Origin of the sequence: Aquimarina sp. RZ0 (genome assembly GCF_008370685.1) — a bacterium.
Classification (GTDB): domain Bacteria; phylum Bacteroidota; class Bacteroidia; order Flavobacteriales; family Flavobacteriaceae; genus Aquimarina.
Genome location: NZ_VTZU01000018.1, coordinates 25,721 through 39,584 on the forward strand (window position 1 = coordinate 25,721; position 13,864 = coordinate 39,584).

Below are 13,864 nucleotides of genomic sequence, written 5' to 3' on the forward strand. Positions count from 1 at the left end.
TTATTCTTAGTTTTTGTTAATGAACTTTTATGTTGAGCTATAATTAACTAATTACCGCTCCGGGATGCACGCCATCTTCATCAGGATTAAGAAATACTATTTTTCCTGCGGGGTTTTCTGTCATCAAGATCATCCCTTCGCTCTCTACACCTCTTAGTTTTCTTGGAGCAAGATTTACTAAAACAGTTACTTTTTTACCGATAAGATCTTCTGGTTTGAAATGTTCTGCAATACCAGAAACGATTGTTCTCGTGTTTATACCAGTATCTACTTTTAGCACCAATAATTTCTTCGTCTTTGGCATTTTTTCCGCTTCGACAATCGTACCAATTCTCATATCCAATTTTGTAAAATCCTCAAAAGTAGCAGTATCTTTTTGTGGTGTTACTGTTTTATTTTCGATTTCATTGGCCTTTTTTGTAGCCGCTAGCTTATCCAATTGTCGCTGGATATCTGTATCTTCTATCTTAGAGAATAATAATGTTGCTTTTTTAATTGTGTGCCCGGCAGGGAGCAGTACTTCTTTGGTAGCAATTTCATTCCAGGTAGTTGCTATGGTGTCCAGAGATAGCATATTCTTTAATTTCTGAGCAGTGAATGGTAAAAAGGGTTCTGATAACGTTGCTAATGCAGCTGCTATTTGCAGACCAACATACATGATTGTTTTTACGCGCTCTGGATCTGTCTTCATTAGTTTCCAGGGTTCTTCATCTGCCAGATATTTGTTACCTAATCGGGAAACATTTAACAATTCCTGACTCGCTTCTCTAAATCGATATCTTTCTATGGAGCTACTGATTACATTCGGGTATGCTCTTAATTCTGTTAGTGTTTGTTTGTCTGTTTCAGTAAACTCATTGGGAGCGGAAATTATACCATCATAATACTTATTGGTTAACACAATGATTCTATTTATGAAATTCCCAAAATTACCGACCAGTTCATTATTATTTCTATCCTGAAAATCTTTCCAGGTAAAATCATTATCCTTTGTCTCTGGAGCATTAGCGGTTAATACATACCGCAATACATCTTGTTTGTCAGGAAAATCCTCTAGATATTCGTGTAACCAAACTGCCCAGTTTTTAGAAGTAGACAACTTATTACCTTCCAGGTTTAAGAATTCATTGGCAGGTACGTTTTCTGGTAAAATGTAATTACCTTCAGCCTTTAACATGCTAGGGAATATAATACAATGAAAAACGATATTATCTTTGCCAATAAAATGGACTAATTTAGTGTCTTTATCCTTCCAATAAGGTTCCCAATCTTTTCCTTCTCTGACTGCCCATTCTTTTGTAGAAGAAATATATCCTATTGGGGCATCAAACCAAACATATAATACTTTTCCTTCTGCTCCGTCAACAGGCACGGGGATTCCCCAATCCAGATCACGGGTAACGGCTCTTGGTCGTAAACCATCATCAATCCATGATTTGATTTGCCCATAAACATTGGTTTTCCAATCCTTCTTATGACCTACCAGAACCCATTCTTTTAAGAAATCTTCATATTGATCTAATGGTAAAAACCAGTGTTTCGTCTGTTTTAAGGTTGGTTTTGCTCCAGAAATTGTGGATTTTGGACTGATTAAATCTGTAGCATTTAGGGAGCTACCACAGTTTTCACATTGATCTCCATAAGCTTCTTCATTACCACATTTTGGGCAAGTACCAATCACAAATCGATCTGCAAGAAACTGATCCGCTTCCGGATCATATAATTGTTCGGATGTTTCTTCTATAAATTTTCCGTCTTCATATAATTTTTTAAAGAATTCTGAAGCTGTTTCATGATGAATAGGGGCAGAGGTTCTGGAATAATTATCAAATGAAATACCAAAATCTTTAAAAGACCTTTTTATGATAGAATGATATTTATCTATAATTACCTGTGGAGAAACGCCTTCTTTTTTTGCACGCATCGGGATTGCAGCACCATGCTCATCACTACCACAAATAAAGGCAACATCATTTCCGGTAATTCTAAGGTATCTGGAATAAATATCTGCAGGAACATAGACTCCTGCAAGATGTCCTATATGAATTGGTCCATTAGTATAAGGTAAAGCTGATGTGATTGTGTATCTCTTTGGTGTGCTCATAATGCTTTTAAAAATAAGGGCAAAGGTAATAAACAGCACGATAAAAAGAGCAGGCTTTATTTAATTAAAAATAGGCAAATTATAGTTTATTTATACTTATCCGATTTCTAGAAAACCCATTTCCTTTGAAATTAAATACTCCAGCATATATAGATGTATATACGCTGAGGTAATATGCAAAAGGATATATGATTAGAGAATCATTATAGACTTGCTGTAACTTTGATTGCCTTTTGTGATTTTATAGGCATAAAAGCCTTCTGATAATTGAGTTTTTGAAGCTTCTTTTACATTAATGACATGGGTGCCTTCCAGAAGTACTTCATTCTTAAGTGTAGCTACTTTTTGCCCGGCCATATTATAAAGATCGATATTGGTATGACCGGATTGCGTATTGGTGATATGTAGAAATGATTGATTTTCTGAATATGTCACGACATGTTCAAATCCCTGAGTATTCAAAGTTTCTTCATCAATGCCAAGCGTATTACAGCTAAACCCTATATCGAGAGTATCATACTCTTTACCCAATAAAACCTCATCGACAAGATTTTTATCAATACATAACCATTCTTTCATTAAGGTGGCATATATCTGTCTAAAATCGGTAGTATTATAAAGATTTCCAGTATTATTGAGGTTGGACAGATCCGGATGTTCACCAATAAACCCATTTCCTTCTAGACCAGTTCCAAAAAGCATCATAGGTGCTGCTGTTCCGTGATCTGTTCCGTTTGACCCATTTTCTTTTACTCTACGTCCAAATTCTGATATGGTCATGGATACTACTTTATCATCCCATCCAGCTGCTTTGAGGTCATCATAAAAGTGTGCAACTGTTTCTGATAATTGAGTGATCAGTTCCTCTTGTCTATTGAGTTGATTATTATGCGTGTCAAAACTACCAAGAGTGACCAAATACACTTTGGTTCCCAGATTCCCTTTAATTAATCTCGATACGACACTTAATTGCTGGGATAATTTATTATCAGGATAATTCCCGAAGTCTGAAGTACTTTCATAGGCTTCATTGATTACGCCTGCATAAGCGAATGTAGTATTCGCAACACCTTTTAAATACCCTACTTTTTCACCATGGGTACAATCAGGCAGATTGCTTAGATCATATAAAGATCCATTTTGCGCAATCTCGAATAATTTTTTGGGATCTGCCACAGAAAATGCAAAGTTAGCATCGTCTCCATTGAATATGAGATTACCGCTACTTCCTATCTGTATGGCGGCAGGTTTTTCTGGCGGGTTAAATAAATAATCGGGATATAGTGTTTCAAAATATCTCCCCATCCATCCCGTAGTTTCTTGATCAGTAACATCGGTTGTAGCCCATATATCAGAACCAGAAAAATGAGACAGCGCACTATCTTCATACCCTACTCCGTGCACTACTTTCATCTGCCCATCACCCCATAATTCTTGGAATTTATTCGCGTACTTGGGTATCCCATAATCACTATTCAAATTATATATATCATTTTCTTTTATTCTGATGGTAGGACGGGCATTTGCATAAGTATCATATTGATTAACAGGTATAATGGTGTTTAATCCATCATTTCCTCCTTTTAATCTTATAATAACAAGAACGCGATCTGTTTCTGCTTCGTTAATAGCAACTGATAGTGGTGAGGGTTTAGAGACTGATAAAGCAGTATTAGCAAAAGCTACAGTTCCTCCTCCTGCAATCCCTAGTGCTTGTAAAAATGAACGTCTGTTCCATTTTTTATGTTCCTGGTGATTGCAACTACCAGGCTTGTTAATTATTTTTTTATGATGAGTATCACACATGATGTTTTTATTTAAGTTGGAATTCTGGAATGGTAATAATAAATTGAAGTAATCTATATACCTGTTTCGGAACTAAACTCCAGTTTAGATCCCAGGTGCCGTCTTCAAAATAATTATCTGGAACCTGATCTTTAAAAATTTCTAAAGCCTGGCTATATTCTGTGGCGTTAGTCAATTCCTTTGCAAGAAAGTTGTTCATGATAGATCGTGAAACCAATTCTACATTATTTGAGTTACCACCCATTATATTCGTAGCAACTGCTCTGAATTGTTCTTCATTATGTCTCCAGGATCTCCATAAGTACCAGCTGAGTCTATCCCACCTTGTCGTAAGCGTACTAGAATCAATCCAATCTTTATCTCCTTGCCAGCCAGCTACATCAATCGGACTTAATAATTCTTGACCTAGTTCCTGGCATCCACCTCTAATTTTATTAGTGAATTCAAAATCTGCAGGTAGTTCAAGGTTTAAATCCTTGAAGAAAGCTATCTGTACATCGCTAGGGCTTTTAATAAGAACACCTTGACTCTTTTTATCAAAAAAATGTTCGCTTTTAAACAATTGTCGGAGCACTGGGGAAATTTCAAAATCATTGTCCTTGAACGTCTGAGCTATCTGATTGATGATATCTTCGTTAGGACTCGGGCTTACAAAATATCGATATAATTTGCCACATATAAATTCAGCTATTTGATCAGGTCTTTCATCAAAAAGGATGTTTATAACATCATTATAACCCCAATTGCCGGTTTTTCCAAAAATGGTTTTGTTTTCATTATCAAATTTATTCGGATTAAAGGTTATTGGAGACCAAAATCTTTCTCGCTTATTCCATCCTGTAAGCGCTCTGGATGTTTCTACTATATCGTTTTGCGTATATCCATTATCAACACCTAATGTAAAAAGTTCGTAGAGTTCTCTCCCGTAGTTTTCATTAGGTTTATTTTTCGTGTTTTCATACCCATTGAGATAGATCAGCATCGCTCCGGTGAGCCCTACGTCTGTGGTAAAATCTTTGAAGTTTCCTATCGCATGAAGCTGCAATAGATTATAGTATTGGAACATATAAGCCGGACTCCCATATGCTTGACTTTCTGTGACAAAATGGTTGCTCCAAAACAGTGTTAACCTGTCTCTAAGATTATTCTTGGTAAGATCTTCAATCATTTGGTTTTTCCAATCCCTTCTGTATTCAAATGGGTTTTCTGGGGTTGCCTCAAAATCTTCTCGTATCCAATATCCCCATACAGGTGCGGGGGTAGGGTTTAGGTTTACAGCTTCATCTATCAGTGAATCAATGAGATCAGAAGGATTTTGATTAAGTGCATTGGTTACCATTTCTGGAGATGCTCCAAATCCAAGTCTTCTGTACAAATGATTGACTTTTTGTCTATTCCAGGGATTTTGATTAGAAGGAGAATAGACCGCTAATGAAGCAACATTACACGAAGTGTCGATTGTTGTCATAGGTGTTTAATTTTACGTTAGTCGAGTTTGTAAATTTTTATTATTTTAAAACGTAAATATTTGAAAACTAGTTTCTTATTAGGAAAGGTTTAATGTGTTTTATGAAAACTTTTAATTTTGTTTACTTCTACCCAAGATGATGATGATATAAACAAAACTTATCAAGATATTAATTATATATTTAAAAATTTAAAGACTAAGATCTGTTATAGAATTCGTTAATCATAGACTAGAATCCGTTTTGATTATCGTTTGATAACTAAAGTTTTATGGTAAGAAGAAATAGAGTACTTTTAATGTGCCAAAAACAAGCAGTTGTGAGATGATTAGTGATCAAAAGAGTAATTCTGATCTATTTTTGATAAAAATTGGTGATAATAATTTTTTTGGGAAATCAATGGTAAGAACTTGTTTAAAAACCTTACTTCCTGAAAACAAATATTTTAAGAACCGTGAGCTTACTTCAAATAATTAAAATATCTCAATATTCTCATCATTTCAAGTGTCCTCAGAACCTTAAACTATTGATTTTCAATTTGTATTCTTTTTAAACATACTCTAAGGTGAGTGTGGCTGATACTGACAATACAATATCTTTATATTATTCAATAAATCTTTTAATGAATTAAGTGGTTAAAAGAAGAAGATTAAAAAAGAACTAAGAGGGAATATTATCATATTGATTGGAGTATCCTAAAACAGTATCTATCTTTCTTAATTCATTTTCAATTCCATCTAATCTTTTATTGATACTTTTAAAACCTAAGTTGATATCAGTAAAACCTAAGTTGATATCAGATCTTAAATCCGAAATTGCCTGTACTATTTCTTCTTTATCACTCATTATTTGACTATTATGAATTTTTACAAATATATATTATAATACAGAAAATATTTCCTATTAAATATTATTTATATTAATTATAAATAAAAATTTCATACTTTTTATTCCTAGATTATAATAGAAAGGTCTATTTATAACATTACTTAGGTCTTTCTTATACGATTTATAACTAAAAATTTCGCATATTCATCGTTTCTTTTTCCTTTCTACTTCGTTTAAAAAATAAACCGTAGCTATAGCTATGCTTGATTTTTTTGCCTTGCATAAAGAAAAAATAATTCAATGAATTTATACGAATTTTTTAATCACAAATCGTATTAGATGAATGTTGAATTCTTATTTTATAGTGTTCCTGGAATATTTAGACTAATTAAAAATAAAAAAAATACAGATACAAATAGACTAGCTCAATAAAAAAAGCTTCTCAAAACCGCTGAAAAACCCTGTATGGAAAGTTAAATTATAATAATAGACCAACCTCACTTTTTGAAAAGTTATTACTACTGTATGCTAATTCCTTATAAAATTAGTACTTTGTTGTCTTACTCTTTGACAGACTTAGTATTAGCAACTCAAAAAAATTAACATCAAAAGGAGGCAACTTGATTTTGATACAGAATTAAAATTTAAGAAATCAGAAGTGCTTTGCTAAATTCTTCTGTTGCTGTTTCTATTCTATAAACATATTGCCCTGTACTTAGTCTCACATTAGCGGCTTCATTTACATTTATTACATGCTGCCCTTCCATAAGCATCTCATTTCTTAAGGTAGCAACCCTTTGTCCAATAATATTATACAGAGAAATATCTACGTGGGTAGTTTCTGGGTTTGTGATATTAATAAATGTCTGATTTTCATTATAGGTAACTATGTGAGTAAGCGAATCCGAATCTACTGTAGGATTGGTAGAACCATCACAATTAAATCCAAGATCCAGGGATTCAAATTCTTCACCTAATAAGGCTCTGTTAACGGTTTCAGCATCAATACACAGCCATTCTTTCATGACGGTAGAATAAAGTTGTCTAAAATCATTAGTATTAGATACATTTCCACCACGGGTAAGATCCGAAAGATCTGGATGTTCTCCAATAAAACCATTACCATTAAGTGCTGTACCAAAAAATAACATAGGAGCGGCAGTACCATGATCGGTTCCCAAAGATCCATTTTCTGCAAATCTTCTTCCGAACTCTGAAATAGTCATAGTTAATACTTTATCATCCCATCCTGATGCCTGGAGATCAGCATAAAAACTACTGATACCTTCTGATAAGGAGTTTAATAAATTTTGATGCCTTTGTATTTGATTGTTATGCGTATCAAAACCACCCAAAGTGACCATATAAACCTTAGTGCCTAAGTTTCCTTTTATTAATCGAGCTACGATACGTAGTTGTCTTGCAAAATTATCATCTTCCAGATATCCTCCAAAATCAGTAGACCTGTTGAATGCTTCGGATATTGCCTCAGCATAATTGTAGGTAACATTAGTAGATTCCCTTAAGAATCGTAGTCTATCACCATAAGTACAATCGGGTAACATATCCAAGTCATAAAAAGTCTGATTTTCTATGATTTGTTCCAACCTGGCAGGATCGGATATTGCAAAAGAAAAATCATTTTCTGGTCCTTTAAAAATTAAATTTCCCAAGCTACCTATCTGGATAGATGGTGGACTGGCAGGAGGATTAAAAATATAATCAGGATATAGATCCTGAAAGTATCTACCCATCCACCCACTTCGATCTTCCTCTAGCAAATTAGTATTCGCCCAAATATCAGTTCCTTTAAAATGAGATAAAGTCTGATCTTCATATCCTACTCCGTGGGCAACTTTCATTTGCCCATCTCCCCATAGATTTTCAAGCTTATTCATTGGTTTGGGCATGGCAAATTCATTCTGCTCCAGATTAATAAATTCGCTGGGAGGAATCCTTATTAATGGTCTAGCATTGGCATAGGTATCATAATCATATACAGGAATGATCGTATTAAAACCATCGTTACCCCCACCAAGCCTGCAAATAATGAGAATATTGTCGTTTTCTGCCTGCGTCAATGCTACAGATAAAGGTGAAGGACGTGAAACAGTGAGATTTGTATTGCCAAGCATCATGGATCCGCCACCTACCAAGCCAAGTGCTTGTAAAAATGACCGTCTGTTCCATTTTTTATGCTCGTCTGGATTACAAACACCTTCTTTAGAAGATTTTTTATTTATTTTTATATTTTTAGAATGATTATTGTTCATGGTATGGGGTTTTTATTTAAGATGAAACTCAGGTACTTCTGCTATATGAAATAGCAGCGCAAAAAATTGATTAGGTACTCCCGCCAGATTCAATGTCCAAATGTTTGGGGCTACAGCATCAGGCTCATAATAATTATCCGGGTAGATATCTCCTTTGAAAATACCCAAAGCTTCATTAAACAGTGTTTCATCCTGAAGACCTCTTGGTAAAAAATAATCAAGAATCGCTTTTACTACAATCTCTACTTCCTCTGCTTGTAAACTAGTATCAATAACACCATCTGCAAGTGTTCCTATCGGCAACCCTACTATGAAATCTCTGAATTGAGCTTCATTTTCGTTCCATGCCATATTTACTATATATCTAATACTCTCCCATCTACCCAACAACAGATCAGGACTAATCCAATCTTCATCTCCCTGCCAGCCTTCAACATCTGTTGGGTTTAATACATCCTGACCTAGAATTCTAACAGATTCTCTGAAAAAATTGATAATATCATTAGAGGCAGGCAGGCTAAATTGTGTTTCTTTAAAAAAACTGATTAAGATATCAATCGGACTTTTTATAATAGCACCAATCGCTTCTTGATTAAAAAAATGCTCGCTTTTGAATAATTGCCTTAATACAGGTGCAATTTCGAAATTATTGTCAATAAATGTCTGAGCCATCTGAGCTACAATAGCTTCGTTGCAGGTAGGGCTTACAAAATAAGCATATAGCTTGGTACAGATAAAAGTGGCTATCTGTTGTGACCTTTGCGGAAATAAAACAGTATTAATTACGTCATCATATCCAAAATTACCACTTACACCAAAAATTGTTTTTGTATCATTACTAAACGCTCCGGGATCAAATGTGATAGGCCCCCAGGGAATATCATTGGTTTCTACCCAGCCAGTAATTGCTTTGGCAGTTTCAACAATATCATCCTCATTATATCCATTATCTACGCCCAACGTAAATAATTCATACAATTCTCTCGCGTAGTTTTCATTAGGCCTGTCTCTGGTGTTTTCATCACCGTTTAAATAAACAAGCATAGGTGATGAAATACCAATATCATAAACAAATTGTCTAAAATTACCCAAGGCATGAAATTGTAAAAGGTTGTAATATTGATATTGATATGCAGGACTTCTATAGGTGTCGTCCTCAGTTACAAAATGATTACTCCAGAATAAGGTCAGGCGATCTCTTACGCCATTTTGTAAGAAGTCTGAGATCATTCGTCTTTTTCCTTCGTTACGATAAAAATTCAGATCATTATCTTCATTAGCCATTTCTGCAGCTTCAAATTGATCACGGTTCCAAAACCCCCATAATGGTTCTGGTGAAGGAACCAGAGCAATTGCCTCATCAATAAGAGAATCTACTAATGCAGAAGGGTTATTTTGATTCAATGCGGCTAGAACCTCACTTTTAGTTGCTCCAAAAGCCAATCTTCTATATAAATGATGGATTTTACTTACATTCCAGGGATTTTCTGGTGTAGGAATATACGGGTCTAGAGATGCTAAGTTACATGATGTATCAGAGATCATAGGTTAATTTATTAATAAGTTAAGGGACAAATTCGGGTGTAATATAGTATATTAGAACGAAAACATTTGTTAATTAGTGTCTTAAATATCAAAATTTTACATATGATTACCAAAAAAAACTATTATTTTAGTTAAAAAGAAAAGAGTTTTTTGGGGAAATTATTTCTGATATCATTTGCTGTTTGAATTTACTGTAGAGAGAGTAAGAACATTTTATTCCGATAAATTCAAAGAATAACGGGATAAATACTATGTTGCGAAAAATAAAAGATACAGATTACATGGTAACACCTGATTTTGTAAGAAAAGGAGATAAAATAGCAATCGTTTCTACTGCTAGAAAAATTAATAAAAAAGAAATTAACGAAGCAATTTATACGTTAGAAAGTTGGAATCTGAAACCTGTAATAGGTGCTACAATTGGTATAGAGAACAATCAGTTCGCTGGATCAGATGAAGATAGAAGAGCCGATTTTCAACGAATGCTGGATGATCCCGAAATCAAAGCAATTTGGTGCGCACGTGGAGGATATGGAACGGTAAGAATTATTGATTTGATTGATTTTTCTAATTTCCAAAAACATCCAAAATGGGTTGTTGGATATTCTGATATCACTGTTTTGCATGCGCATATTCATAATTTTGATATCTCAACTATCCACGGAGTAATGCCTATTGATGTCTATAAATGTAAGGAAGAAGCAAAGCAATCATTAAAAGATATTTTATTTGGTAATCAGGTAGATTACAAAATTCCATTTTCTCCAAAAAATAAAATAGGTTATTGTGAAGGAGAACTTGTCGGTGGTAACTTGTCGATTTTATATTCTCTTTGTGGATCAGCATCATCGATAGATGCAAGGGGGAAAATTTTATGTATTGAGGATTTGGATGAATATTTATATCATATAGACAGAATGCTTCAGAATCTAAAAAGGAATAAATATTTTGATCAATTGGCAGGTTTGATTATAGGAGGAATGACCAAAATGCACGATAATAATATTCCATTTGGTATGGATGCAGAGGATATTATTCTGGATATTGTAAAAGAGTATGATTTTCCGGTACTATTTAATTTTCCAATGGGGCATATTGAAGATAATCGAGCTTTGATGCTTGGAGCAAAAACCTCATTAGAAGTAGGTGGGACTACCTGTAAACTAAGATATATTTAATATGGCAAAGCATCTGGAATTAGGAAAAGAAGGAGAAAAACTAGCTATAGGTTTTTTGATGAAAAATGGATATGATATTTTGGAGAAAAATTATCGATATCTAAAGTCAGAAATTGATATCATTGCCAGAAAAGATAATACTATTGTCGTTGTGGAGGTAAAAACCAGAAGTACACCAGAGTTTGGTAACCCACAAGATTTTGTAAAACCTAAACAGATACAATTATTAGTAAAAGCGATTGATTATTATGTTATTTCAAATAACTTGGATGTCGAAATTCGTTTTGATATTGTGGCTATCATAAAAAACAAATTAGGAACCAGAATTGAGCACCTAGAGGATGCTTTTTATCATTTTTAATTCAAGATGAATTGTGATATTTTTAATATTGAACAAAATTAATCCAGATACATGAACTACAGACAACTTGGGGTATCAGATTTGAGAATTAGCGAACTTTCTTTTGGATGTATGTCTTTAGAAAAGGATTTGTTAATTTCAAAAGATATTATTTATACTGCCATAGATAATGGTATAAACTATTTTGATACTGCTGATATATATCAAAATGGGGAGAATGAAGAAATGCTCGGAAAGCTAATTAGAGATTTTAGGAAAGACATTGTAATTGCTACAAAAGTTGGGAATGAATACCGAAAAGATGGTACTGGTTGGGATTGGAATCCAAAGAAATCGTATATTATTAGTGCTATTGAGAAAAGCTTAAAACGGTTGCAAACAGATTATATTGATCTCTATCAATTACACGGAGGGACTATTGATGATACTATTGACGAAACTATTGATGCCTTTGAAAGTTTACAAAAACAAGGGAAGATACGATATTATGGAATTTCTTCTATAAGACCAAATGTGATTAGAGAGTATATAAAACGCTCTAACATCATAAGTGTAATGATACAATATAGTCTATTGGATCGCAGAGCTGAGGAATCTTGTCTGGATCTATTGTACGATAATAACATTGGAGTATTGACCAGGGGTACACTAGCAAAAGGTTTATTGGCAGGTAAGCCAGCAGCAGATTATTTAGATTATACTATAACTGAAGTATCAGAAACTATAAAAATACTGAAGAAAGTTTCTGGAAAGCAAAGGTCACTATCCCAAACTGCTGTGAGTTTTGTGCTTAAAAATAGGGCAACCACCTCGGTAGTAGTTGGGGCAAGTAGAAAAAAACAATTAATAGAATGTTTAGGAATCTCCACAGTGCCGCCACTATCTGATACAGAGTTAAAATTGCTTAAGGAGAGTAATAAAGTTTATAAGTATCTTAAGCATAGGTGATTCGTAAAAACAATGGTTGCAATAACTCTGTTCATAACATATCTTTTTTATAGTGTGGGTACCCCTATTAGATTGATGAAATTAATAATTTCCTTAATTTTGAGAACTAACCTTTAGCTGTGCATGGATTTTTTTACAAGTGTTGATTTAATATTGTTTTTAGGAATTAGTCAAGGGATTTTTCTGGCTATTACACTTCAGTTAGTTAGTAATAGAAATAGGTCTGCAAACAAAGTTTTGTCGCTTACTTTACTTATTGCGGCTCTTATGCTTGCAGGTAGAATCATTTCTGTCCAGTCTCCCAATCTTATGTTATTTCGGATTGCTAGTTTTGCAGATACAGTGATTTTTTTATTTGGTCCTCTGGTTTATATTTATGTAAGAAGATTAACTTTTCAGGAATTTCCGGAATTTAGATTGTCTTTTTATCATTTTATACCAGCGTTTCTTCATGTGATTTTCTTTTTGTTGACGTTGTTATATTCTCTTGAAGAGTTTGGAACTTTACTTATGAATGGAAGCTTTTTTGAAATATATGCAATCATCGAAGGTTCTGGTGTAGTATCTGTTTTTTACTATTGTTTTTTGTCCTATATATTGATTAAAACCTATCAACAAAAAGAAAAAGATAACTTGTCCTATGTACAAAGTGTGATGTCTTATTTATATGTCTTTTTGCTTGTTATATTTTTGTTTTCGGTAGTATGGCTTATTAGTTATATGAACTCATATTATCTAAGAATTCCTTCATTATATTTTATTAGTTATAACCTCATTTGGATGTGTATTCCAGTTTATATTTATGTAGTTGGTTTTTATAGCTTGCGGCAACCCGAAATTTTTAGAATAACAGATAAGAAAAAGAAAGATACCGTCCAGAAAGAAAGGTTAGAAGGAGAAATTTTAGATAGATTAAAAAAAGACTTAGAATATCTAATGGTGACAGAAAATATATATTTAAATAACAATCTTACATTAAGAGATCTTTCTGAAAAGCTGAGTACTTCTTCTAATAACATTTCCTGGTTATTAAATAATATCCATCAATGCAGTTTTTATGATTATATCAATCACTATCGTGTGAAAGCTTTCATACAGAAAATTCAGAATGGAGAGCATCACAATCATACGTTACTAGCCCTTTCTTTGGATTCTGGATTTAATTCTAAGTCTACTTTTAATAAGGCATTCAAATCAGAAATGAATGATACACCCACAAACTATATTAAAAAGCTAACCACTGCTGTTTAATCACTAACCGAAGGTTGCATTTATCCAATTATCCGGAAGAAATCAAAGCCTCTTTTTTTTAACGACATATCTGGCCTACTCCGAGATAGTTTGCTATTAGGATA

At 33.6% G+C, this 13,864-nt stretch carries 10 protein-coding genes; 4 read left to right on the forward strand and 6 right to left on the reverse strand.

Translation table 11 applies throughout. The annotated features are described in order from the left end of the window. Positions 1–43 precede the first annotated feature (43 nt). The 6 genes from metG to F0000_RS08695 form a co-directional block, all read right to left on the reverse strand. A complete protein-coding gene (gene metG, locus F0000_RS08670) occupies positions 44–2,107 on the reverse strand; it encodes a methionine--tRNA ligase (protein WP_255452681.1) in 2,064 nt (687 codons plus the stop codon). Positions 2,108–2,296: 189 nt separating this feature from the next. After that, complete coding sequence (locus F0000_RS08675; protein WP_149624325.1) at positions 2,297–3,910, reverse strand: DUF1501 domain-containing protein; 1,614 nt, start codon at positions 3,908–3,910, stop codon at positions 2,297–2,299. A 7-nt stretch (positions 3,911–3,917) separates the two neighbouring features. Then, on the reverse strand, positions 3,918–5,378 hold the full coding sequence (locus tag F0000_RS08680) for a DUF1800 family protein (RefSeq protein WP_149624326.1): 1,461 nt from the start codon (positions 5,376–5,378) through the stop codon (positions 3,918–3,920). 658 nt (positions 5,379–6,036) lie between these two features. After that, positions 6,037–6,222: a hypothetical protein gene (locus F0000_RS08685; protein WP_149624327.1), complete on the reverse strand. Its 186-nt coding sequence runs from the start codon at positions 6,220–6,222 to the stop codon at positions 6,037–6,039. A 626-nt stretch (positions 6,223–6,848) separates the two neighbouring features. Continuing rightward, positions 6,849–8,477 (reverse strand): DUF1501 domain-containing protein, encoded by a 1,629-nt coding sequence (locus tag F0000_RS08690; protein ID WP_149624328.1) that lies wholly within the window; start codon positions 8,475–8,477, stop codon positions 6,849–6,851. Between the two features lie 12 nt (positions 8,478–8,489). After that, positions 8,490–10,022 carry a DUF1800 family protein gene (locus F0000_RS08695; protein WP_149624329.1) on the reverse strand — a complete coding sequence of 511 codons (1,533 nt, stop codon included), beginning with the start codon at positions 10,020–10,022 and terminating at the stop codon, positions 8,490–8,492. Between the two features lie 281 nt (positions 10,023–10,303). Here F0000_RS08695 and F0000_RS08700 point away from each other — a divergent pair, with 281 nt between their 5' ends. The 4 genes from F0000_RS08700 to F0000_RS08715 all read left to right on the forward strand — a co-directional run bounded on the left by F0000_RS08700 (position 10,304) and on the right by F0000_RS08715 (position 13,760). Then, complete coding sequence (locus tag F0000_RS08700; protein WP_149624367.1) at positions 10,304–11,200, forward strand: LD-carboxypeptidase; 897 nt, start codon at positions 10,304–10,306, stop codon at positions 11,198–11,200. A gap of 1 nt (position 11,201) precedes the next feature. Beyond that, the gene (locus F0000_RS08705; protein WP_149624330.1) at positions 11,202–11,561 is read left to right on the forward strand and encodes a YraN family protein; all 360 of its coding nucleotides are present in this window, start codon (positions 11,202–11,204) and stop codon (positions 11,559–11,561) included. Between the two features lie 51 nt (positions 11,562–11,612). Beyond that, entirely contained in the window at positions 11,613–12,509 is an 897-nt protein-coding gene (locus F0000_RS08710) for an aldo/keto reductase (protein WP_149624331.1), read from the forward strand. 123 nt (positions 12,510–12,632) lie between these two features. Next, on the forward strand, positions 12,633–13,760 hold the full coding sequence (locus F0000_RS08715; RefSeq protein ID WP_149624332.1) for an AraC family transcriptional regulator: 1,128 nt from the start codon (positions 12,633–12,635) through the stop codon (positions 13,758–13,760). Positions 13,761–13,864: the final 104 nt, after the last annotated feature.